Source organism: Massilia sp. CFBP 13721 (genome assembly GCF_014842025.1).
Lineage (GTDB): Bacteria > Pseudomonadota > Gammaproteobacteria > Burkholderiales > Burkholderiaceae_D > Telluria.
The window spans coordinates 102,099-121,170 of the sequence record NZ_JACYUY010000010.1 but is presented as its reverse complement, the minus strand read 5'-3'; the positions used below and the strand labels follow the sequence as shown (position 1 = coordinate 121,170).

Sequence of the window (19,072 nt, the reverse complement as noted above, 5' to 3'; positions counted from 1 at the left end):
AACAGCGTTCATGTTCCATTTATTCACGGGAAAACGGAAGAATACTTTCGTCATATGCTTAGAAGATATTTGAACGCGCTGCGCTTCCGGCAAGGCTCGGCTTGCCGCCGCGCAAGCTTGGCACCGCCTCCGGCAAGCTCTGCGGCTTTCGGTGTATAGTCCGCACATTCACCGGCCATGCCAAAAGCATGTAGCCGGGCAATAGCAACAGTCATCAAGAATTACTGGGTCAGACGTTCATGGGTATCGACATTCGCAAAGCAGTACCGGCCGACGCCGTTTCCGCTTGCCACTTGCTGCGCCGCTCGATCGAGGAGGTCTGCGCGCCGGACCACCGCGGCCGGCCCGGTGTGCTCGATAGTTGGCTCTCCAACAAGACGCCGGAAACCGTCGCCGCCTGGTTCGCGTCGCCGGCGAACTACGCCATCGTTGCCGAACGCGACGGACAATTGCTGGGCCTGGCCCTGCTGACGCCGGCCGGCAAGATGGCCTTGTGCTATGTCGAGCCGGGCGCCTTGCGCAGCGGTGTCGGGCGCGCCATGGTGGCGGCCGTCGAGGAACAGGCACGCGCCTGGAATATCCGCAAGCTGCACCTGCACAGCCCCGAAAGCTGCACCAGCTTCTACGAGCGCCAGGGCTACGTGAACGCCGGCCTCGAAAAGTCCTGCTATGGGCTTGACTGCAGCCTGATGTGGAAGCAGCTTGATGCTGCTGCGCAAGAGGCGGAAGCGCGCAGCAAGCGTTTCTGCAAATGCAGCGACTAGTAGCGGCTGAGTTGTAAAAAAAGCCGTGAAAAAGCAACAAGACACGTCTTTTGTGCGGCATCTCCTTAAGCTATAGTACCGGCTTCGCAAAGATGAGTACTTTATGGCTTCCCGCAGAGATTTTCTTCAGCACGGCATGCGCCTGTCCGCCCTCGGCGCACTGGCACCGACACTCATTCTCCCCGCCGGCGTAGCGCAAGCGGCGCCGCAAGCCGCACCGGCCGACCTGACGCCGCCGCCCGACCTGTTCGACGCCCAGCTGCTCGACCTCGATTTCTGGGTCAAGCCGCGCACGCTCTCGGTGACGCGCCCGCAAAGCGGCGAGCGCGCCACGGTCCTGTACTGGAAGGACGGCCAGATGATCGACTCGGCCTACGAGCAGCTGTGCCACCTGCTGCGCGACGTCAACGGCCGCGCCACCGCGCCGATCGACCCCAAGCTGCTCGAAATGCTGTGGGGCACCCAGGCCTTCATCGCGCGCTACGGCATGACCCAGCCGCTCGAGATCCTGTCCGGCTACCGCACCCCGGCGTCGAACGCGCGCCTGCAGGAGCAAGGCATCCCGGCCGCGCGCAAGTCGCTGCACATGTCGGGCAAGGCGGCCGACATCCGTATTTCCAGCCTGAACGAGGAAGTGCTCGGCGGCCTGATCCGCAGCTTCCGCCAGGGCGGCGTCGGCTATTACTATCGTTCCGGCCCGAAAGGCGGCTGGATCCATGCCGACACCGGCCTGAACCGCACCTGGAAGGGCTAAGTGGCCTCCAAGCGGCCTGTCAAGCCTGTCAGGGTTGAGAGGCTTGCGGGCGCCATCATTGCGGAAGTTTTTGCTATCTTGAGAACTGCGGGGCGATGTTCCCATTGCCGCCCGCGCTTGCATTCTTGAGGAGGACTGTATGGCAACAATGAACGCACCCACACTGGACCGCCGCACCGGTCCCGAGCGCCGTACCAACGTGCGCGAGGGCCGCTCGGCCATGTCGGCACTCGACTACCTGGCGATGGCCTTGCTGATCATCGGCGGCCTGAACTGGGCCCTGGTCGGCCTGTTCGAGGTCGACATGGTCGCCACCATCTTCGGCCCCGGCAGCCCGGCGACGCGCCTGGTCTACGTGCTGGTCGGCCTGGCCGCGCTGTACTCGATCTATACGACGGCGAAGATGGCGGGAGCGAAGCGCCATCGCTAACGGGAACGTCCACCAAGCCGTGCGTGTCGGCCTGATCTCCGATACGCACGGGCTGTTGCGTCCCGAAGCGCTGGACTTCCTCGCCGGCTGCGACCATATCGTCCACGGCGGCGACATCGGCAACGCCGACATTCTCGCGCGCCTGGCGCAGATCGCTCCATTGACGACCGTACGCGGCAACAACGACCGCGAAGCCTGGGCGCGCGCCATTCCCGTCACGGCCACGCTGAAGCTCGGGAAGGTCGCGCTGTATGCGATCCACGACCTGAAGGAACTCGACGTCGACCCGGCCGCAGCCGGCGTGCGCATCGTGGTGTCGGGGCACTCGCACCGGCCGTCCAGTGTCGAGCAGGATGGCGTCCTTTACATCAACCCTGGCAGCGCCGGGCGGCGCCGTTTCAGCCTACCGATCAGCGCGGCGGAACTGATCATCGAGGGCGACGGCGTCCGTGCGCGCATCGTCACCCTGGTCGATGCTTGAGCAGGCATCCCGGCACCCTGCGCGCCATGTACGCGCACCCCGAAATGCCGTAGGATGTCTCTCTTTGCCGTTGATAGTTTCGTCCCGATGACCGCACCCCTCGACACACCGCCTCGCTTCCGTCCCCGTCCCTGGATCCACCTCGAAACGCCGCAGGACGTCGAACTCTGGATCGCGGAGCACGACCAGGCCATGCAAGACCTGATCAAGCCGCAGGAAACCGGCTACGGCATCTGCTTCACGCTGGCCGAAGGCGGCAACATCTACATGCAGACGCACGAAGACGCGATCGTGCTCGATGTCGACGACGACGCCGCCTGGATCGCGCCCCTGATCGTGGCCGCCACCGGCGCCGAGGTCCCGCGCGGGTCTTACTGGCTGCTGCCGGCCGACCGCCTGATCCAGCTCGTCATCGGCCTGTCCAGCCTGGTCGCAAGCACGACCCTGGTGGTCGGCCACCGCTTCGGGTCGCGCGGGCGCGCCCGTATAGGCTGATCTGCCCGGCTAAGCGGATCAGAAGTGATGCAGCATGCCCATCGAGAACGTACGCGTCTCGATGCCGGTCTGCGGCGCCGTCGAACCGACCTGGAAGGGCAGCGCCACGCTGTTGAGGATGATGGTCGAGGCGCCGAAGTTGCGTACCGAGCCGGCGCGCGCGTACAGGGCGCTGCGGCGCGACAGGTTGTAGTCGGCGCCCAGCATCAGGCCCAGGGCCGAGGATTCGACCGGGCGTCCGGCCGCATTGCGCGCACCGTCGGTGTCGCGGTGCACGACCGAGGCCAGCCACGAAAAATTACCTTCGTTGAGGATCGCGCCGAGCGTCTTGATGTCCGCTTCGCCGCCCTGCGCCACTTGCGGCGTGGTACGTGCGTACGAGGCCGAGAGCACCAGCTTGCCGGTGTCGTAGATGGCGCCGAAGGCGGGGATGTCGGTGCGTACCGATTGCGCCGGCGCGCCGGCGCTGACGACCACCGGGCTGCTCCAGGTCTGGGTCAGGCTCGCCGCCAGGAACAGGGTGCCGTTCGTGAACGAGAGCACGCCGCCGCGCGTGCCGACTTTCGGCTCGGTGGTGCCGTATGGATTGGTCGCATAGATCGCCTGCGCGCCGAAGCCCATCACGCGCGGAGTGGCGTAGGTCAGCGACTTCGGCACGCGCACGGGAATGGTGCCGGTGCCCGGTCCGAGGTCGGTATTCGCGCCGACGCCGCGTGGACCCTGCATCGCGCCGCCGCCGACCCAGGTGTAGACGGAATTGGTCGGCACCAGCATGAACGGGTCGACGAACAGCGGCAGCATCGCGTTGATCTGGTTACCGAAGCGCAGCGTGCCATAGGTGCTCGACTTCAGGCCGACCCAGGATTCGCGGTTGAACAGGGCGCTGGCCTGCTGGGCGCCGGTGTCGGCGTTGATGCCCGCTTCCAGTTTCGCTTCGGCTTTCAAGCCGCCACCCAGGTCTTCGGACGCATAGAATCCCAGCTTCGAGGTATACGCGCCGCCGCTTTGCTGCTGCCAGCGGCCGCGTCCGTTGTCGGTATGCGTATACATCGCGCCCAGGTCGACCGTACCGTAGATGCGCACGGCGTCGCCGCCGCTGCTGTACTCGGGCAGCTGGGACAGGCGCGACATCAAGAAGGACTGCGGGAAGGACTGCGTCTGGGCAGCGGCGGGGAAGGCGGTGGCGAGCAGGGTGCAGAGCAGGGTGCAGCGGAGGACGGGGCGGAGCAGGCTGGTGCGTGACATTCGGTGATCTTCGATAAGATTGCGGTGCGGAATTATTGCACACGGAAAATCATCACCGGAATGGCAAAGCAGGTTTCGGCATTATGCCAGTTGCCCAAAAACAACAGTCAATGTGCGGGACTTGCGCCGCTAAAAAAACGGGCGCCACCGGCGCCCGCTTCAGCTTACATGTTCGGATAATTCGGCCCGCCGCCGCCTTCCGGCGTCACCCACACGATGTTCTGGGTCGGGTCCTTGATATCGCAGGTCTTGCAGTGCACGCAGTTCTGCGCATTGATCTGCAGACGGTCCTGGCCGGCATCCGTCTTCACGTACTCGTACACGCCCGCCGGGCAGTAGCGCTGCTCGGGACCGGCATACTTGGCCAGGTTGACGTCGACCGGGATGCTGGCGTTCTTCAGCGTCAGGTGCACCGGCTGGTCTTCGGCGTGGTTGGTGTTCGAGATGAACACCGACGACAGGCGATCGAAAGTCAGCTTGCCGTCCGGCTTCGGATACACGATCGGCTTGAACTCGGAGGCCGGGCGCAGCATCTCGTGGTCGGCGTGCTTGTGGCGCAGGGTCCACGGCGCCTTGCCCTTGAAGATCATCTGGTCGATGCCGGTCATGACGGTGCCCGTGTACAGGCCCTTGCTCATCCACGGCTTGAAGTTGCGCGCCCTGTGCAGTTCTTCGTACAGCCAGGATTTTTCGAAGGCGAGCGGGTAGGCGGTCAGTTCGTCGTGCTGGCGCTCGGCGCCGAGCGCATCGAACGCCGCTTCCGCGGCCAGCATGCCGGTCTTGATGGCGCCGTGGCTGCCCTTGATACGGCTGGTGTTGAGGAAGCCGGCGTCGCAGCCGATCAGGGCGCCGCCCGGGAACACGGTCTTCGGCAAGGATTGCAGGCCGCCCGCGGTGATGGCGCGCGCGCCATACGAGATGCGCTTGCCGCCTTCGAAGAACTTGCGGATTTCCGGATGCGTTTTATAGCGCTGGAATTCCTCGTACGGCGACAGGTAGGGGTTCTGGTAGGCCAGGCCGACCACGAAGCCGACCGCGACCTGGTTGTTCTCCAGGTGGTACATGAAGGAGCCGCCATAGGTGGCGCTGTCCAGCGGCCAGCCGGCGGTGTGGATCACCAGGCCCGGCTTGTGCAGGGCCGGGTCGATCTCCCACAATTCCTTGATGCCGATACCGTAGGTTTGCGGGTCCTTGCCGCGATTCAGGTCGTACTTGGCCATCAGCTGCTTGCCGAGGTGGCCGCGCGAACCTTCGGCAAAGAAGGTGTATTTCGCGTGCAGTTCCATCCCGAGCTGGAAGGCGTCGGTCGGATTGCCTTCGCGGTCCACGCCCATGTTGCCGGTGGCGACACCTTTCACGGAACCATCCTCGTTGTAGAGGATTTCGGCGGCCGGGAAGCCCGGGAACACTTCGACGCCCAGCGCTTCGGCCTGCTGGCCGAGCCAGCGCGTGACATTGGCCAGCGAGATGATGTAGTTGCCGTGGTTGGTCAGCATCTTCGGGATCATGAACGAGGGCGTGGCGCGTGCTTTCGTCTCGGTCAGGAACAGGACGCGGTCCTCGGTTACTTCGGTATTGAGCGGCGCGCCCAGCTCTTTCCAGTTCGGGAACAGTTCGTTCAGGGCGATCGGATCCATGACCGCGCCGGACAGGATATGGGCGCCGACTTCGCCGCCTTTTTCCAGCACGCAGACCGAGACCTCGCGGCCTTTTTCGCTCGCCAGCTGCTTCAGGCGGATCGCTGCCGACAGGCCCGCCGGGCCGCCGCCGACGACGACGACGTCGTACTCCATCGCCTCGCGCGGTCCGTATTGTTCGAGAAGGTTGGTTGTCTCAGTCATGGTCTTGGTATGGTTAAAAAAATTTAAGCACGAGTGTGCGGGTTTTTGCGCCCGAATGCAATGTCGCCCGCCATTCTAGGCGCGTTTTTGGCGCGCTTTTGGCGTATTTCGGCGATTATCAGGCGAAGCGATCTAATCTCTGCAATCTGTGACATCATTATGCCTTCGACATCATCCGTGCCGGAGCACGACAGGACAGGAGCCAACGTGGGCATCGAAGTGAATTTTGAAGGGAAGATTGCGATGGTCACGGGCGCCTCCAGCGGCCTGGGTGCGCGCTTTGCGAAAGCCCTGGCCGGCGCCGGCGCGCAGGTGGTGCTGGCCTCGCGCCGGACCGAACGCCTCAAGGAACTGCGCGCCGAGATCGAGGCCGACGGCGGCGCCGCCCACGTGGTCAACCTCGACGTGACCGACCTGGCCAGCATCAAGTCGGCGATCGCCCACGCCGAAACCGAGGCCGGTCCGATCGACATCCTGATCAACAACTCGGGCGTGCAAAGCACCCAGCGCCTGCTCGACGTGACCGAGGACGATTACCAGTACATCATGGACACCAACCTGCGCGGCGCCTTCTTCGTGGCGCAGCAGACGGCCAAGCGCATGATCCAGCGCGCCAAGGGAGACCCGCGCAAACAGCACCGCATCGTCAACATCGCCTCGGTGGCCGGCCTGCGCGTGCTGCCGCAGATCGGCGTGTACTGCATGAGCAAGGCGGCCGTGGTGCAGATGACGAAAGCGATGGCGGTCGAATGGGGCAAGTTCGGCATCAACGTGAATGCCATCTGCCCCGGATACATCGCCACCGAGATGAACGAGGATTACTTCGGTACCGAGCAGGGCAAGAAGCTGATCGACCTGCTGCCGCGCAAGCGCCCCGGCAAGCCGGAAGACCTGGATGGCCTGCTGCTGCTGCTGGCCGCCGAGGAAGCGCATTTCATCAACGGCGCGATCATCACCGCGGACGACGGCATGACGGCACAATAACGGTCGTCGTAGAATGATGAAAGTGGCGCCGGCAGCGGCGCCATTTTTTTTCGTTTTCAGGACATTCACACGTATGAGCAACAAGAAACTGGTACACACGATGCGCATGCCGGTGCGCTGGGGCGACATGGATGCGATGGGCCACGTCAACAACACGGTCTATTTCCGCTATATCGAAACGGCGCGCATCGCCTGGCTGGAACAGGTCGGCGCCTTGCCCGATCCGACCGCCACCGGACCGGTGCTGGTCAATGCCCAGTGCTCGTTCCTGAAGCAGTTGACCTATCCGGCCGAGATCGAAGTCAGCTCGTACGTCGGGCCGCCGGGACGGTCGAGTTTCGAAGTGTCGCACGAAATCCGCCTGGTCGATGCGGATGGCGCGGCGGGCGCCTTGCATGCCGAGGGTGCGGCGAAAATCGTGTGGGTCGATTTCAGGGCGGAGAAATCGGTGCCCTTGCCGAAGGCGATCCGCGCACTGTTGCCGCAGGCTTGAATGAGCTACTGACCGCATAGTCAGCAATCGTGCGCGTTGTTATTGTGACATTGGCGATAATAAAGTGTGCCGCGTCAGACGCAGTCTGGCGGGCCCCCTTGACTACACTTTATCGGAGAACCCATGTCCCGCCTCGTATCGACCGCCGCTCGCCCATCCGTCATCGCCCTGAAATGCGCCATCCTGCTGGGCGCCGCCGCAACCGGCCTGGCCCAGGCGCAGCAGTCGTCCGCCCTTGACCGCATGAGCGTGTCGGTCGGCGCCTTCCGCGCCGAGCCGAAGATCCACGTCGGCGGCGATACCCGCTACGGCCGCGTCGATACGCCCGACGAAAAGATCAGCGACACCACGCTGCCGCGCGTAAAAGCCGACTTCCTCATCGGCGACAACCACGGCATCGCCTTCGACTACTTCCGTTTCGACGAAGACTATGCCGGCGCCGCCAGTGGCGCGACCGTGTACGAAGGGCGTCCGGTCAGCGGCAACATCAGCGGCGACGCCAACCTGCGCATCGAGATGGCGCGCCTGTCGTACAAATACTGGCTGACCCACGACAAGCACGCATTCGGCGTCGGCCTCGGCGCCGCCTATCTGCGCGCCAAGATCTCGGGTTCGGTCTCGGCCAACCTCAGCACCGCAGCGCCGGTCGTGAACTATTCCTGGAGCGGTGCGGATTCGGCCAAAGAAAGCGTCTGGGCGCCGACCATCGACGCCGCCTGGCGCTACAGCCTGAACGACAAGGTGCGCCTGGTCGCCGAAGCGAGCGGCATCAAGCGCAACGGCGGCACCGTCGAAGGCCATGTCTACAACGCCTCGGCCGGCGTCGAATGGGCAGCGACGCAAAACGTCGCCGTGGTGCTCGACTACGGCATCCAGAAGATCGACCTGCACCGCAATGGCGACAGCAATGCCGATCTCGACCTGAAGCTGACCGGGCCGTCGGCGTTCGTCAAAGTGCGCTTCTGATTGAGGAAATCGGTGGGGGGCGGCGTAGGGCCTTAGCGCGCCACGCCCACCAGCTTGTGCACCAGCTCCGACGAAGTCGACGCCGAAAACTTGCGCATCAGTTTCGCCCGGTGCATCTCCACCGTGCGCGGACTGAGGTCGGTCTCGCGCGCGATCACCTTGCTTGTTTTCCCTTCCACCAGCAGTGCCGCGATCTCGCGTTCGCGCGGCGTCAGTTCCGCCGTCACCGGGCGCTTTTCGCTCACGTCCTCGAAGGTCCACACGCCCGCGCCCAGCGGCTCGGCCGGGTTCAGCGCGCGCCCCGTCACGTGACACCAGAACAGCTCGCCGTCGCCGCGGCGCATGATGCGCTCGTCCGAGTAGCGTCCCTTCGTGTTCATGATCGGCACGATGCGGTCGCCGGTGCGCAGGAATTCGTCCATCGTCGGATACAGCACGGCAAACGACTGGCCGTCGAGGTAACCCCGGTCATAGCCGAACATGGCGGCCAGCGCCAGGTTGGAGGACTGGATCACGCGATCGACCGAGATGCACATGCCGACCGGTGCATGCTGGAAAATCATCTCGTAATCGATGGCGCAGGATGGGTTCATCTGGAGCGGGTCTTGAGGCAGGGAGAGAGGCGGGGGCAGGGCCATGGCCGGTAGTTCTACGGTATTGTGCTTTGAATCGGCGTATTCTATGCTGGGATTCTACTCTGCGGTACATAAAGGAATGCCTGGAGGCGGCGCGCAGCGCCAGTATCCGGGATTCCAACATCGAGCTTGTTGGCTTCATTCATAAAAGGGACGGGTATGAACAAAGTGTATCCTGACGCGGCATCGGCGCTGGCTGGTGTCGTGCAAGACGGCCAGACCATCGCCGTCGGCGGCTTCGGCCTGTGCGGCATTCCGGAAGCGCTGATCGAAGCGCTGCGTGACTCGGGCGTGAAGCAGCTCACTGCCATTTCTAATAATGCGGGCGTGGATGGCTTCGGCCTCGGCCAGCTGCTGGAAACGCGCCAGATCGAGAAAATGATCGCGTCCTACGTCGGCGAAAACAAGGAATTCGCACGCCAGTTCCTGGCCGGCGAACTCGAACTCGAATTCACGCCCCAGGGCACGCTGGCCGAAAAGCTGCGCTGCGGCGGCGCCGGCATCCCGGCCTTCTTCACCAAGACCGGCTACGGCACCATCGTTGCCGACGGCAAGGAAACGCGCGAATTCGGCGGCGAACACTATGTGATGGAACTGGCCCTGGTGCCGGACGTGTCGCTGGTCAAGGCCTGGAAGGCTGATAAAGCCGGCAACCTGGTGTTCCGCAAGACCGCGCGCAACTTCAACCCGAACGTCGCCACCGCAGGCAAGGTCTGCATCGTCGAAGTCGAAGAGCTGGTCGAGATCGGCGAGATCGATCCGGACCAGGTGCATACCGCGAGCATTTTCGTGCACCGCATCGTCCACAATCCAACGCCGGAAAAGCGCATCGAACAGCGCACCGTGCGCGCGAACTAAGAACACCTTCGGAGACAGAACATGGCATGGACTCGTGATGAAATGGCCGCGCGCGCGGCGCAAGAGCTGCAGGACGGCTTCTACGTGAACCTGGGCATCGGCTTGCCGACCCTGGTCGCCAACTATGTGCCGCAAGACATCGAAGTCTTCCTGCAATCGGAAAACGGTTTACTCGGCATCGGCCCGTTCCCGACCGACGATGCGGTGGACGCCGACCTGATCAACGCCGGCAAGCAGACCGTCACCGCGCTGCCGGGCGCCGCCTACTTCAGCTCGGCCGATTCCTTCGGCATGATCCGCGGCGGCAAGATCAACCTCGCCATCCTGGGCGCGATGCAGGTCTCCGAACACGGCGACCTGGCCAACTGGATGATCCCGGGCAAGATGGTGAAGGGCATGGGCGGCGCGATGGACCTGGTCGCCGGCGTCAAGCGCGTGGTCGTGGTGATGGAACACGTCGCCACCGCCAAGGATGGCTCGACCTCGCACAAGATCCTGAAAAAATGCGATCTGCCGCTGACCGGTGTCGGCGTGGTGGACCGCATCATCACTGACCTGGGTGTGATCGACATCACCGACAGCGGCCTGAAGCTGGTCGAACTGGCGCCGGGCGTGACCAGGGAGCAGGTGGTGGAAGCGACGGCTGCGGAGCTGGACGTGTCGGGGGTGTAAAGGCGCTATGCAGCAAGTGGAAGCCGGTACATGCCGGTTTCTGTAGTAGATTCGAAGCCCGGCGGTTGCCGGGCTTTTTGCATTCGACCGGACAAGAAAGAGGCAGATGGAATCATGTGTGTATCGGCTCGAACTCAGCGCCGGTGTCGATCCGGTGTCGACCGATACCGTGGTCGATTCGGTGATCGAGGCTCAAGCGCTTGCTATGCAGCTGCTGAAGCCGGATTCGGTGCTCATCGTCACGAAAATGAAGCATGGCGTGGACCATGGCGAGTTCTTGATATTCCTGAATAGGATGGAATTGGCTTACGTCCGCCTGCTGGAGCATCAAGGATTTCATGCAGCAAGAAGCCAAACTGCGGCGGGCAAAACAGTCCGATTTGTGGCGGATGGTTGTCCATTTGAGGTGGACGAAAATGCGACGATTCCACGCGATGTTGCGATGGAGGCGCTAAGCTACTGGCTTTCGACTGGTCAGAAATTGACGGGACTGTACTGGGGTGTAGAGTAGTGATAAGTAAGTAGTGAAGAGCTGAACTCCAGTCATAAAACCGATAGTCAAACATGCTTGAAGATAGACACGAAGACACTTCGAAAAATATTGCAAAACTTGTTTTGGACGGCTCGGCGTTGCGCTTGCTTCATCCTGAACACACCACGGCCGATAGCGCCGCGATCACACCACACCGGCGCTGGGCGCGTATCGAACGAATCCTCGCCGGCTTCACCATCGTCAATGCGCTTGTCGGCCTGCTCGTGTCGCTGATGGCGGACCAAAGCAACAGTGCACTGCCGCTGCTCTCACTGCTCGGACTGCTGTCGGGGGCACTCGTATGGCGCAGGCATGCCGGTGGCCATGGAGCAGGGCTGCTGTTCTATGCGCTGCAGCTTGTCGGCTACCATTCCTATGATGCGATCGACATCTACCCCTTGCGTAGTATCTTGAGCCTGGCGTACGTCGTGCACTTGCCCGCCGGTGTGTTGATCGTCAACCTGCTGGCCCTTGCAATGATAATAGCGAGCGCGGCGCTCCTGCGGTGGCCTTATGGCCGCCCGGGCGCCTGATCGGGGTTTTCAATCGTCCACACATACATCAGCGGCGTCCATTGGGCGACTGCGTAGCCGTCGCTGATCGCCGGCTTGAAGCGGCATGTCTTCATGGCCTTCATGGCCGTATCGTCCAGCATGGCATCGCCGCTCGACGAATCGATCTTGCCGTCCGACACGCGTCCGTTTGCTTCGACGAGCAAATTCATTGCCGTTGTACCCTGACTGCCGCGCAGCGCGGATTCTCGCGGATAGAGCGGCTTGGTGCAGGTGGAGAACAAGGCCAGTGCACCCGTGTTCGACACGACAGGAGCCGGGGTCGAGCAGGCTGCCAGGGCGGCGCCGGCAAGTAGCAATCCGACGATGCTCCGGCAGGTGGAGTGGCGCCTGTCATTTCCGTGCATGATGACTTTCGATAATGGGGTGACGCAAAATCGCCGTGAGGCAGCGAGCAGAGCGATGAGTTTATCCGTCAAGAAACAAGCTGTCCACACTGACAGGCCTATTTGGGTTACAGCACGTACCAGTAAATCGTGACGTAATGCGCCGCGCTCCCCGCCAGCACAAACAGGTGCCAGATCCCATGGGCGTGGCGCAGCCGGGTGTCGAGCACGTAGAAAACGATCCCCGCCGTATAGGCGATGCCGCCGCCCAGCAGCCAGGCAAAGCCGGCCGTACCGAGCCCGGCGTGCAGCGGTCCGATCATTGTCGCCGCCGACCAGCCCATTGCCAGGTAGACCAGCATCGACAACACGCGTGCACCCTTGCGCGGTCGGGTTTCCTGCAGGATGCCGACAAGCGCCAGGCCCCAGACCACGCCGAGTAGGATCCAGCCGGTGCTGCCAGTCAACATGAGCATGCAGAAGGGCGTGTAGCTGCCCGCGATGAGCAGGTAGATGCTGAGGTGGTCGAAGCGCTGTAAAAGCTGTTTCCATGAACCGCTGGCGTTGTGGTAAGCCGTCGAGCAGGCATACATCAGGACCAGCGAGAGGGCGTACACGGCGGTGCTGAACAGGCCACGCTGGCCGCCGGCGTCGAAGGCGCGCGCCAGCAGCGGGATGCTGGCGCCAAAGGCCAGCAGTGCCCCGCCGAGGTGGGAAATGGTGTTGAACCTTTCGCCGTATTGCATCGCGCCCTCCGCTGAACAGTCGGCGACGGCGAACCGTCGCGTCTTTATTCTAGCGCGGGGCGCTGCATGCACAGTGATTGGGGAGCGGCCTTGTCTTGTTAACCCAACGACCAGACGTACTGCACCGGCGCCCAGGCACGCGCCGGCTTGCCATTCGCCATCCCCGGCGTGAAGCGGCACTTGGCGATCGCGGCGCGCGCGGCTTCGTCGAGGGAAGCATCGCCGCTCGACTTCGACACTTGCGCTTCGGCCACGCTGCCGTCGGTATCGACCAGGAAACGCAGCGAGGTCGTGCCCTGTGCGCGGCGGGCGAGCGCATCGGGTGTGTATTCCGGTTTCGCGCAGGAATTGAACTGGGCAATCGGCTTGCTGGCGAGGGCGCCGTGTTCGAGCGCGTCGCCGCCGGCGCGGGTGGCCGTTCCGGCACAGCCGGCCAGGCAAGCCGCCGCCATGGCCAGGACCGGAAGCGCGGCTTTCCAGTTCGATGCGGGTGTGTCGGGACGAACCAATCGTTTGATACGGGTCATAAGATCTCCTCCGTTGGCCGCCTGGGCCAGGTGGTGGGTTGAAAACTGGAGACGTTCCAGTTCGGAAAGCGCAAGGGCCAGGCGCCGCGGTTCGCCCAGTTGCCTTGCCGCGATATCGTCCGCGATCAGTTCGCGCTCGACCCGAATGCGGTGCGAGAGCCACCAGACCACGGGGTGGTAAAACAGGATCGTTTCGATGACGCTCTGCGCCAGGTTGACCAGGTAGTCGTGGCGGCGCACATGAGCCAGTTCGTGGGCCAGCAGCGCTTCCAGCAGCTGCGGCGGCATGCCTGCCACCAGCGACGCCGGCACCAGCACCACCGGACGCCACCAGCCGGCCGTGACCGGACTGGCCAGCGCATCGACCACGCGCAGGCGTACCTTGCGCGCGATGCCGAACTGGACGGCCATGTTTGACAAGCGCGCGTCCCAGTGCGCATCGGTGCGGTTACTGCGGCCGGCGCGTCCGATCCACACCATGCCCAGTGCCAGACGCAGGCCGAGTGCGCCGGCCACCACCGCCCAGCCGGCCACGATCCAGGCCAGGTGCGCCTGCAGGAAAGCTTGCCAGCCGCCGGCATCGGTGCCGGCGATACCGGGCAGCATCTGCACCAGCACCGGCGTGCCGCTCGCGCCCTCGGCGGCGCCGTGCAGGCGGGCGATCAATTGCACCGCCGGCCAGAGCAGGCACAGCAGCAGCGCGAGGCACAGGCTCAGGTAGCGCGTTTGCGGACGCGCCTTGCGCAGCCCGATCATCGCGACCGAGGCTTCCAGGCCGACCAGCGCCGCCTGCCAGACCGAGTCGAGCAAGGTCGCGCCGATGTGGCCGATCAGTTCGGGCCCGGTCATTGTTTGTCCTCCGGCTTGTCCTCTTTCAGAAGCTTTTCGATTTCGGCGCGTTCCTTTTTCGAGATGCCGCTTTTCAGGGCCGCCAGCACCAGCGCCTTGGCCGAGCCGGCAAAGGCCTTTTGCATCAGGTCCTTGAGCAGGTTGGTCTGCAGCGACGCTTGCGGCTGCGCCGGTGCGTAGACGTGCGAGCGTTCGCTTTCGTCGCGGGTGAGCAAGCCCTTGGTGTGCATGATCTGCATCAGGCGCAGGACGGTGGCGTAGGTCACGTCGGGACGTGTCTGCTGCATCGACTCGTGCACTTGGCGCGCAGTGGCGGCGCCCAGCGGCCACAGGGTTTGCAGCAGGTCGAGTTCGGCCGCGGTGGGCTTCGGAAGTTCGGGAGGCGTGGCCATGGCGGTTCTCTCAAATGCAGGGTAGATGGATCTAGATTATCTTGTCTAGAAAAGAATGTCTAGATGATTTTATCGCGTGCGCCCGTCGGCAGAGATAAATAGACAATATTGTCTAGATGCGCTTATTCTTGTTGTTAAAGAACACCGACAGGAGACTTCATGCTGAAACCGCTCGCCCTCGCAGCCGTCCTCTTCACCGCCGCTGCCAGCCCGGCCGCGGCCCAGGCTTCGCCTTTGCCGGCCTATCCGTTCGTGCACGTCAGCGCCGACGCCTCGCGCTAGACGACGCCGAACATCGGCGCGCTCGACTTCATCGTGGCGGCGGCCGACGCCGATCCGGCGCTGGCACGCGCGACCGTCGAGACGCGCATTGCCGAGGTGCGCGCCTTGCTGCAGGAGCAGGGGATTCCGCTTGAGGACATGGAAACGCGCGACGTGCGCCGCGAGCCGGGCAGGAATGCGGCGGCCGAAGCGTCGGCGCAGGAATTGCGCGTCAGCGTGCACCTGATCGTGCGCGACCTGTCGAAATGGCAGGCCGTGGTGGCGCCCTTGCTCGACAAGCCGAACCTGCTCGACGAATCTACTTAACCCTTCGACCTCGTTCGATATCGTCGAGCGCGAGCAGGTCGAGGCCGAGCTGATGGCCAACGCCCTGGCCGACGCGCGCCGCCGCGCCGGGATCATCCCCAAGGGAGCGAAGCGCAAGCTGGGCGCAGTCACCGCGGTCACGCCAGGCGGCGTGAAGAATGTCGGCGCGACGATCGGGCTGGTACGTGCGGACGTCGGCTTTACCCGCGTCAAGGCGTCGAACGTCGACGCGCGCAACTTCCTCTCGAACGATGCGCTCAAGCTGGTGCAGCCGGTGGACGTGGTGTTCCGGCTGGAGTAACTACTTCTTTTCTATTTTGCCGTGCACCTCGTTCACCATCATCAGCGCCGCCGAACCATAGAACTTGTGGTACTCGGCCACCATTTCGCCATTGATGATGACCGGGTCGGTGGCGACCCAGGTTTTCGCCGCCTCGATGTCGGGCGTGTTGAAGACGAAGATGCCGCGCCGGCCTTCCTTGCCGTCGAGCGGGCCGGCGACGACCAGTTTCTTTTCGCCGGCCAGCTTGCCCATGTTGGCGAAGTGGCCTTCGAACATCTTGGTGCGTGCTTCGCCGGCGGCCATTTTGTTGGGGCCGGTTTTCAGGATCACCAGCACGTAGGGGCGCATGCCGTGCTCGTCGGCGCCGAGGGATTTGGCGAGGTCGGCGTCGTAAGTTGGGGTCGTGGCCGTGGCAGGTTCGACGGCGCTGGCAGCAAAGGGAAGGGCGAGCAGGGTGGCGAGGACGAGGGCAGGCAGGCGCATCGGGATGTCTCCAGTTTTAGTTATGGCGCGAGCGTAGCACGGAGCCGACGGGCCCATAAAAAAACCGCGCCGAAGCGCGGTTTTCAGGATGTCACGGTACCTGATTACGCTGCTTCGCGCATCGGCGTCGCATGCTTGGCATGGTCTTCGACATAGGTACCCGCCAGCACCGCGTCCATGCGGCCCTTGTCCAGCTCGTTTTCCCACTTCGACACCACCACCGTGGCCACGCCGTTGCCGACGAAATTAGTCAGGGCGCGGCATTCGCTCATGAAGCGGTCGATGCCGAGGATCAGGGCCATGCCGGCAACCGGGATGGTCGGCACCACGGCCAGCGTCGCCGCCAGGGTGATGAAGCCGGCGCCGGTGATGCCGGATGCGCCTTTCGAGGTCAGCATGGCCACGGCCAGGATGGTCAGTTCCTGCATCAGGGTCAGTTCGGTGTTGGTTGCCTGGGCAACGAACAGGGCCGCCATCGTCATGTAGATGTTGGTGCCATCCAGGTTGAACGAGTAGCCGGTCGGGACCACCAGGCCGACGACGGACTTCGAGCAGCCGAGCTTTTCGAGCTTGCGCATCAGGGCCGGCAGGGCGCTTTCCGACGAGCTGGTGCCGAGCACGATCAGCAGTTCTTCCTTGATGTAGCCGATGAACTTGAAGATCGAGAAGCCGGTCATCTTGGCGATGGTGCCGAGCACGACGACCACGAACAGGCCGCAGGTCAGGTAGAACGAACCCATCAGCTTTGCCAGCGGAATCAGCGAGGCCAAGCCGTATTTGCCGATGGTGAAGGCCATCGCACCGAAGGCGCCGATCGGAGCCAGCTTCATGACGATGTTGACGACGCCGAAGATCACGTGCGAGAAGTCCTCGATGATCTTGGTCGTGCCGCGGCCGCGTTCGCCCAGCATCGACAGCGCCACGCCGAACAGGATCGCGATCAGGAGCACTTGCAGGATGTCGCCCTTGGCGAAGGCATCGATGAAGGTGTTCGGGATGATGTTCATCAGGAAGTCAACGGTCGACTGCGACTTCGCCTTGTCGGTGTACTGGGCGATGGCGCTGGCGTCGAGGTGGGCGACGTCGACGTTGAAGCCGGCGCCCGGTTTCGCGACGTTGGCCACGACCAGGCCGATAGCCAGGGCGAAGGTCGACACGACTTCGAAGTAGAGCAACGCCTTGCCGCCGACGCGGCCGACCTTCTTCATGTCCTGCATGCCGGCGATACCGGCGACGACGGTACAGAAGATGACGGGGGCGATGATCATCTTGATCAGTTTGATGAAGCCGTCTCCCAATGGCTTCATCTTGGTGCCAAGCTCGGGATAGAACACGCCGAGCAGGACGCCCATCACGATGGCGAACAGCACCTGGACGTACAGGATTTTATAGAAAGGCTTTTTCATGACAACTCTTCACGAGAGGTTGATGGTGTTGGCATGATCACGATTTCTCACTGCGGCCGCTATTGTGGATATCCCCAAGCGGATGAATATCCGTCATTACGGTTTTTGATGTGGACATCCCAACGCAGTGAATGACGGTCATTATGATTCCTGATGTCGCAGTTGCGGCGGGGTATCGGACGCTGTGATGAAGGTGTTGCATTATGAGCCGATACGGAAGAGTAGACGTGTCAGGTGGGCGGCTCTACCGAAGGCGGTTGGATTGACGCGACCGTGACGCCGCCCACGCGTTCAACCGGCGCATGATCTGTCGCGACGACTCGACTGTGCATTGAACGCGTGGGCGGCGTTCGAGCTGCGTAGGGGCACGCGTCCGGGTGGAGCCGCCCACCTTACGTCCCTGCTCATCCAGACGAGTTACTCGCGCCGGTACACCTTCCCACCCTTCATCACGAACCGCACCTTGCGCAGCGCCGCGATGTCCGCGGTCGGATCGCCCTCGACCGCCACCACGTCGGCCAGCGCGCCCGGCGCCAGCTGGCCCAGCTCCCTGTCCTTGCCGAGGATGCCGGCCGCGACCACGGTCGCCGCGCGCAGGGCCTCGAGCGGCGTCATCCCCAGCCGCACCATCCACTCCAGCTCGCGCGCATTGGTGCCGTGCGCGAAGACGCCGACGTCGCTGCCGTTGCCGATCACGACGCCGACCTTGCGCGCCAGGCCGAAGGCGCGCGCCGCGTCCGCCATCGCCGGGGTCGGGGCGCCGCCGCGCACGTGCTTCTGGAAGTATTCGCCGATCGCTTCTGGCGCCGTCAAGGTCGGCACGTAGGCGGTGCCGCGCTCCTTCATCAGGCGCATGGTGGCTTCCGACGCGCCATAGCCGTGTTCGATGGTGTCGGCGCCGGCCAGCACGGCCATGCGGATCGCCGCGTTGGTGCTGGCATGCACCGCCACCTTGCGTCCGGTGACGTGGGAGGCCGCCACCATCGCCTTCATCTCCTCGATCGTGAAGGTCGGGCGGCTGGTGCCGTCGACGCCGGTGCGATAGTCGGCATAGATCTTGATCCAGTCGGCGCCGCGCGCGCTCTGTTCGCGCACCGCCTTCGTCACTTCGTCGATGCCGGATGCCGCCTGCGCCCCGTAGGGAATCTCCATGTCGGGCCGGTAGCTGCGTTCGGCCGGGCCATAGCTGAAGCTGGCGACGATCGCCCTGGTGGCGATCAGCAGGCGCGGGCCCGGCACCACGCCCTGTTCAATGGCGCGCTTGATGCCGACGTCGGCATAGTTCGCGCCTTCGGTGCCGAGGTCGCGCAGGGTCGTAAAGCCGGCCTGCAGCGTGTCGGCCGCGTGCTTGCCGGCCAGGAGCGTGCGGTACTCGACCTGCTCCTTGATCACCTGGTCGTCCCAGCTGGTCTCGTTATACGGGTGCAGCAGCACGTGCGAATGCAGGTCGATCAGGCCGGGAATCAGGGTCTTGCCGGGCAGGTCGATGCGCTCGGCATCCGCCGGCGCGTTGACCGCGGCCGCCGGGCCGACTTCCCTGACGCGGCCGTCGACCACCAGCACCGCCCAGCCGGCATGCGGCTTGCCGTCGCCGGTCCAGACACGGTCGGCCGAGAGCAGCAGGCTGCGCGCTTCGAAGGCTTGCGCACAGGCGCTGGCGAGCAGGGTGAGGATGGCGAGGGCAAGTTTCCACTTCGGCATGGCTTTTTTTTTGGAATTGTGAATCTTCCATCATAGCGGAGCCATCCGC

25 protein-coding genes are annotated in these 19,072 nt (G+C 63.7%); 15 read left to right on the top strand and 10 right to left on the bottom strand.

The genetic code is table 11. The features are described from left to right. Positions 1-239: 239 nt before the first annotated feature. The 5 genes from IFT60_RS11850 (at position 240) to IFT60_RS11830 (ending at position 2,924) form a co-directional block, all read left to right on the top strand. Entirely contained in the window at positions 240-764 is a 525-nt protein-coding gene (locus tag IFT60_RS11850) for a GNAT family N-acetyltransferase (RefSeq protein WP_192052179.1), read from the top strand. Positions 765-867: 103 nt separating this feature from the next. Further along, on the top strand, positions 868-1,518 hold the full coding sequence (locus IFT60_RS11845; RefSeq protein ID WP_192052178.1) for a YcbK family protein: 651 nt from the start codon (positions 868-870) through the stop codon (positions 1,516-1,518). A gap of 139 nt (positions 1,519-1,657) precedes the next feature. Further along, positions 1,658-1,948 (top strand): DUF378 domain-containing protein, encoded by a 291-nt coding sequence (locus IFT60_RS11840; protein WP_192052177.1) that lies wholly within the window; start codon positions 1,658-1,660, stop codon positions 1,946-1,948. 19 nt (positions 1,949-1,967) lie between these two features. Further along, positions 1,968-2,429 (top strand): metallophosphoesterase family protein, encoded by a 462-nt coding sequence (locus IFT60_RS11835; RefSeq protein ID WP_192052176.1) that lies wholly within the window; start codon positions 1,968-1,970, stop codon positions 2,427-2,429. An 87-nt stretch (positions 2,430-2,516) separates the two neighbouring features. Then, positions 2,517-2,924: a hypothetical protein gene (locus IFT60_RS11830; protein WP_192052175.1), complete on the top strand. Its 408-nt coding sequence runs from the start codon at positions 2,517-2,519 to the stop codon at positions 2,922-2,924. A gap of 18 nt (positions 2,925-2,942) precedes the next feature. On the opposite strand, the gene IFT60_RS11825 is transcribed toward IFT60_RS11830, so the two are convergent. Continuing rightward, positions 2,943-4,169, bottom strand: a complete 1,227-nt coding sequence (locus tag IFT60_RS11825) for a porin (RefSeq protein WP_192052174.1) — start codon at positions 4,167-4,169, stop codon at positions 2,943-2,945. A gap of 164 nt (positions 4,170-4,333) precedes the next feature. After that, positions 4,334-6,010, bottom strand: coding sequence for an electron transfer flavoprotein-ubiquinone oxidoreductase (locus IFT60_RS11820; protein WP_192052173.1), 1,677 nt, complete (start codon positions 6,008-6,010; stop codon positions 4,334-4,336). Between the two features lie 207 nt (positions 6,011-6,217). On the opposite strand from IFT60_RS11820, the gene IFT60_RS11815 reads away from it, so the two are divergent. The 3 genes from IFT60_RS11815 (at position 6,218) to IFT60_RS11805 (ending at position 8,453) form a co-directional block, all read left to right on the top strand. After that, on the top strand, positions 6,218-6,994 hold the full coding sequence (locus IFT60_RS11815; protein WP_192052172.1) for an SDR family oxidoreductase: 777 nt from the start codon (positions 6,218-6,220) through the stop codon (positions 6,992-6,994). A gap of 73 nt (positions 6,995-7,067) precedes the next feature. After that, the gene (locus tag IFT60_RS11810) at positions 7,068-7,487 is read left to right on the top strand and encodes an acyl-CoA thioesterase (RefSeq protein WP_192052171.1); all 420 of its coding nucleotides are present in this window, start codon (positions 7,068-7,070) and stop codon (positions 7,485-7,487) included. Between the two features lie 123 nt (positions 7,488-7,610). Continuing rightward, on the top strand, positions 7,611-8,453 hold the full coding sequence (locus IFT60_RS11805) for a hypothetical protein (RefSeq protein WP_192052170.1): 843 nt from the start codon (positions 7,611-7,613) through the stop codon (positions 8,451-8,453). 32 nt (positions 8,454-8,485) lie between these two features. Here the strand turns inward: IFT60_RS11805 and IFT60_RS11800 are convergent, their stop codons facing one another. Then, positions 8,486-9,046: a PAS and helix-turn-helix domain-containing protein gene (locus tag IFT60_RS11800; protein WP_192052169.1), complete on the bottom strand. Its 561-nt coding sequence runs from the start codon at positions 9,044-9,046 to the stop codon at positions 8,486-8,488. Between the two features lie 201 nt (positions 9,047-9,247). Between IFT60_RS11800 and IFT60_RS11795 the strand changes: the two genes are divergently transcribed. The 4 genes from IFT60_RS11795 (at position 9,248) to IFT60_RS11780 (ending at position 11,683) form a co-directional block, all read left to right on the top strand. Then, positions 9,248-9,946 (top strand): CoA transferase subunit A, encoded by a 699-nt coding sequence (locus IFT60_RS11795; protein WP_192052168.1) that lies wholly within the window; start codon positions 9,248-9,250, stop codon positions 9,944-9,946. 21 nt (positions 9,947-9,967) lie between these two features. After that, positions 9,968-10,618 (top strand): 3-oxoacid CoA-transferase subunit B, encoded by a 651-nt coding sequence (locus IFT60_RS11790; protein ID WP_192052167.1) that lies wholly within the window; start codon positions 9,968-9,970, stop codon positions 10,616-10,618. Between the two features lie 118 nt (positions 10,619-10,736). Beyond that, positions 10,737-11,129, top strand: coding sequence for a hypothetical protein (locus IFT60_RS11785; protein WP_192052166.1), 393 nt, complete (start codon positions 10,737-10,739; stop codon positions 11,127-11,129). A gap of 53 nt (positions 11,130-11,182) precedes the next feature. Then, on the top strand, positions 11,183-11,683 hold the full coding sequence (locus tag IFT60_RS11780) for a hypothetical protein (protein WP_192052165.1): 501 nt from the start codon (positions 11,183-11,185) through the stop codon (positions 11,681-11,683). On the opposite strand, the gene IFT60_RS11775 is transcribed toward IFT60_RS11780, so the two are convergent. The 4 genes from IFT60_RS11775 to IFT60_RS11760 form a co-directional block, all read right to left on the bottom strand. Then, positions 11,662-12,069: an energy transducer TonB gene (locus tag IFT60_RS11775; protein ID WP_192087963.1), complete on the bottom strand. Its 408-nt coding sequence runs from the start codon at positions 12,067-12,069 to the stop codon at positions 11,662-11,664. The genes IFT60_RS11780 and IFT60_RS11775 overlap by 22 nt on opposite strands. Before the next feature lie 107 nt (positions 12,070-12,176). Beyond that, the gene (gene trhA / locus IFT60_RS11770) at positions 12,177-12,794 is read right to left on the bottom strand and encodes a PAQR family membrane homeostasis protein TrhA (protein WP_192052163.1); all 618 of its coding nucleotides are present in this window, start codon (positions 12,792-12,794) and stop codon (positions 12,177-12,179) included. 98 nt (positions 12,795-12,892) lie between these two features. After that, positions 12,893-14,170, bottom strand: a complete 1,278-nt coding sequence (locus tag IFT60_RS11765) for a M56 family metallopeptidase (protein WP_192052162.1) — start codon at positions 14,168-14,170, stop codon at positions 12,893-12,895. After that, positions 14,167-14,562: a BlaI/MecI/CopY family transcriptional regulator gene (locus IFT60_RS11760; protein ID WP_192052161.1), complete on the bottom strand. Its 396-nt coding sequence runs from the start codon at positions 14,560-14,562 to the stop codon at positions 14,167-14,169. The genes IFT60_RS11765 and IFT60_RS11760 overlap by 4 nt, the downstream gene beginning before the upstream one ends. A 159-nt stretch (positions 14,563-14,721) precedes the next feature. On the opposite strand from IFT60_RS11760, the gene IFT60_RS26805 reads away from it, so the two are divergent. Genes IFT60_RS26805 through IFT60_RS11750 form a run of 3 tightly spaced genes read left to right on the top strand, consistent with a single transcriptional unit; the run spans position 14,722 to position 15,451 of the window. Continuing rightward, a complete protein-coding gene (locus IFT60_RS26805; RefSeq protein ID WP_267874589.1) occupies positions 14,722-14,844 on the top strand; it encodes a hypothetical protein in 123 nt (40 codons plus the stop codon). A gap of 12 nt (positions 14,845-14,856) precedes the next feature. Beyond that, complete coding sequence (locus IFT60_RS11755) at positions 14,857-15,150, top strand: hypothetical protein (protein WP_374000783.1); 294 nt, start codon at positions 14,857-14,859, stop codon at positions 15,148-15,150. A gap of 52 nt (positions 15,151-15,202) precedes the next feature. After that, positions 15,203-15,451: a hypothetical protein gene (locus tag IFT60_RS11750; RefSeq protein ID WP_192052159.1), complete on the top strand. Its 249-nt coding sequence runs from the start codon at positions 15,203-15,205 to the stop codon at positions 15,449-15,451. Here the strand turns inward: IFT60_RS11750 and IFT60_RS11745 are convergent, their stop codons facing one another. The 3 genes from IFT60_RS11745 to IFT60_RS11735 form a co-directional block, all read right to left on the bottom strand. After that, positions 15,452-15,916: a YciI family protein gene (locus IFT60_RS11745; RefSeq protein WP_192052158.1), complete on the bottom strand. Its 465-nt coding sequence runs from the start codon at positions 15,914-15,916 to the stop codon at positions 15,452-15,454. Between the two features lie 104 nt (positions 15,917-16,020). Continuing rightward, positions 16,021-17,322, bottom strand: a complete 1,302-nt coding sequence (locus IFT60_RS11740; protein WP_192052157.1) for a dicarboxylate/amino acid:cation symporter — start codon at positions 17,320-17,322, stop codon at positions 16,021-16,023. Between the two features lie 417 nt (positions 17,323-17,739). Continuing rightward, complete coding sequence (locus tag IFT60_RS11735) at positions 17,740-19,023, bottom strand: metal-dependent hydrolase family protein (RefSeq protein WP_192052156.1); 1,284 nt, start codon at positions 19,021-19,023, stop codon at positions 17,740-17,742. Positions 19,024-19,072 lie beyond the last annotated feature (49 nt).

What these genes read in the sequence shown, in the direction of transcription:
- IFT60_RS11775 (WP_192087963.1), bottom strand. Translation starts at nt 12,069, where the DNA reads ATGCACGGAAATGACAGGCGCCACTCCACCTGCCGGAGCATCGTCGGA.
- IFT60_RS11795 (WP_192052168.1), top strand. Translation starts at nt 9,248, where the DNA reads ATGAACAAAGTGTATCCTGACGCGGCATCGGCGCTGGCTGGTGTCGTG.
- IFT60_RS11820 (WP_192052173.1), bottom strand. Translation starts at nt 6,010, where the DNA reads ATGACTGAGACAACCAACCTTCTCGAACAATACGGACCGCGCGAGGCG.
- IFT60_RS11810 (WP_192052171.1), top strand. Translation starts at nt 7,068, where the DNA reads ATGAGCAACAAGAAACTGGTACACACGATGCGCATGCCGGTGCGCTGG.
- IFT60_RS11780 (WP_192052165.1), top strand. Translation starts at nt 11,183, where the DNA reads ATGCTTGAAGATAGACACGAAGACACTTCGAAAAATATTGCAAAACTT.
- trhA (WP_192052163.1), bottom strand. Translation starts at nt 12,794, where the DNA reads ATGCAATACGGCGAAAGGTTCAACACCATTTCCCACCTCGGCGGGGCA.
- IFT60_RS11750 (WP_192052159.1), top strand. Translation starts at nt 15,203, where the DNA reads ATGGCCAACGCCCTGGCCGACGCGCGCCGCCGCGCCGGGATCATCCCC.
- IFT60_RS11735 (WP_192052156.1), bottom strand. Translation starts at nt 19,023, where the DNA reads ATGCCGAAGTGGAAACTTGCCCTCGCCATCCTCACCCTGCTCGCCAGC.
- IFT60_RS11800 (WP_192052169.1), bottom strand. Translation starts at nt 9,046, where the DNA reads ATGAACCCATCCTGCGCCATCGATTACGAGATGATTTTCCAGCATGCA.
- IFT60_RS11850 (WP_192052179.1), top strand. Translation starts at nt 240, where the DNA reads ATGGGTATCGACATTCGCAAAGCAGTACCGGCCGACGCCGTTTCCGCT.
- IFT60_RS11740 (WP_192052157.1), bottom strand. Translation starts at nt 17,322, where the DNA reads ATGAAAAAGCCTTTCTATAAAATCCTGTACGTCCAGGTGCTGTTCGCC.
- IFT60_RS11840 (WP_192052177.1), top strand. Translation starts at nt 1,658, where the DNA reads ATGGCAACAATGAACGCACCCACACTGGACCGCCGCACCGGTCCCGAG.
- IFT60_RS11745 (WP_192052158.1), bottom strand. Translation starts at nt 15,916, where the DNA reads ATGCGCCTGCCTGCCCTCGTCCTCGCCACCCTGCTCGCCCTTCCCTTT.
- IFT60_RS11760 (WP_192052161.1), bottom strand. Translation starts at nt 14,562, where the DNA reads ATGGCCACGCCTCCCGAACTTCCGAAGCCCACCGCGGCCGAACTCGAC.
- IFT60_RS11765 (WP_192052162.1), bottom strand. Translation starts at nt 14,170, where the DNA reads ATGACCGGGCCCGAACTGATCGGCCACATCGGCGCGACCTTGCTCGAC.
- IFT60_RS11790 (WP_192052167.1), top strand. Translation starts at nt 9,968, where the DNA reads ATGGCATGGACTCGTGATGAAATGGCCGCGCGCGCGGCGCAAGAGCTG.
- IFT60_RS11825 (WP_192052174.1), bottom strand. Translation starts at nt 4,169, where the DNA reads ATGTCACGCACCAGCCTGCTCCGCCCCGTCCTCCGCTGCACCCTGCTC.
- IFT60_RS11805 (WP_192052170.1), top strand. Translation starts at nt 7,611, where the DNA reads ATGTCCCGCCTCGTATCGACCGCCGCTCGCCCATCCGTCATCGCCCTG.
- IFT60_RS11845 (WP_192052178.1), top strand. Translation starts at nt 868, where the DNA reads ATGGCTTCCCGCAGAGATTTTCTTCAGCACGGCATGCGCCTGTCCGCC.
- IFT60_RS26805 (WP_267874589.1), top strand. Translation starts at nt 14,722, where the DNA reads ATGCTGAAACCGCTCGCCCTCGCAGCCGTCCTCTTCACCGCCGCTGCC.
- IFT60_RS11830 (WP_192052175.1), top strand. Translation starts at nt 2,517, where the DNA reads ATGACCGCACCCCTCGACACACCGCCTCGCTTCCGTCCCCGTCCCTGG.